Consider the following 1220-nt stretch of genomic DNA (forward strand, 5'->3'; position numbering starts at 1 on the left):
CAGGTAACATTAAATCGTACCCCAAACCGACACAGGTGGTCAGGTAGAGAATACCAAGGCGCTTGAGAGAACTCGGGTGAAGGAACTAGGCAAAATGGTGCCGTAACTTCGGGAGAAGGCACGCTGGCATGTAGGTGAAGTCCCTCGCGGATGGAGCTGAAGCCAGTCGAAGATACCAGCTGGCTGCAACTGTTTAATAAAAACACAGCACTGTGCAAACACGAAAGTGGACGTATACGGTGTGACGCCTGCCCGGTGCTGGAAGGTTAATTGATGGGGTCAGCCGCAAGGCGAAGCTCTTGATCGAAGCCCCAGTAAACGGCGGCCGTAACTATAACGGTCCTAAGGTAGCGAAATTCCTTGTCGGGTAAGTTCCGACCTGCACGAATGGCGTAATGATGGCCAGGCTGTCTCCACCCGAGACTCAGTGAAATTGAACTCGCTGTGAAGATGCAGTGTACCCGCGGCAAGACGGAAAGACCCCGTGAACCTTTACTATAGCTTGACACTGAACATTGAGCCTTGATGTGTAGGATAGGTGGGAGGCTTTGAAGCGTGGACGCCAGTCTGCGTGGAGCCATCCTTGAAATACCACCCTTTAATGTTTGATGTTCTAACTCGGCCCCATAATCTGGGGTGAGGACAGTGTCTGGTGGGTAGTTTGACTGGGGCGGTCTCCTCCCAAAGAGTAACGGAGGAGCACGAAGGTTAGCTAATCACGGTCGGACATCGTGAGGTTAGTGCAAAGGCATAAGCTAGCTTGACTGCGAGAGTGACGGCTCGAGCAGGTACGAAAGTAGGTCTTAGTGATCCGGTGGTTCTGAATGGAAGGGCCATCGCTCAACGGATAAAAGGTACTCCGGGGATAACAGGCTGATACCGCCCAAGAGTTCATATCGACGGCGGTGTTTGGCACCTCGATGTCGGCTCATCACATCCTGGGGCTGAAGTAGGTCCCAAGGGTATGGCTGTTCGCCATTTAAAGTGGTACGCGAGCTGGGTTTAGAACGTCGTGAGACAGTTCGGTCCCTATCTGCCGTGGGCGTTGGAAGATTGAGAGGGGTTGCTCCTAGTACGAGAGGACCGGAGTGAACGCACCACTGGTGTTCGGGTTGTCATGCCAATGGCATTGCCCGGTAGCTAAGTGCGGAAAAGATAAGCGCTGAAAGCATCTAAGCGCGAAACTTGCCTCAAGATGAGTCTTCCCTGGGCCTTTAAGG

1 rRNA gene is annotated in these 1220 nt (G+C 53.0%); it reads left to right on the plus strand.

The annotated features are described in order from the left end of the window. Nucleotides 1-1220 (plus strand): 23S ribosomal RNA (locus ACJ8J5_RS24710); the annotation flags it as partial.

This window comes from Serratia sp. CY43202 (genome assembly GCF_052168755.1).
Classification (GTDB): domain Bacteria; phylum Pseudomonadota; class Gammaproteobacteria; order Enterobacterales; family Enterobacteriaceae; genus Serratia; species Serratia bockelmannii.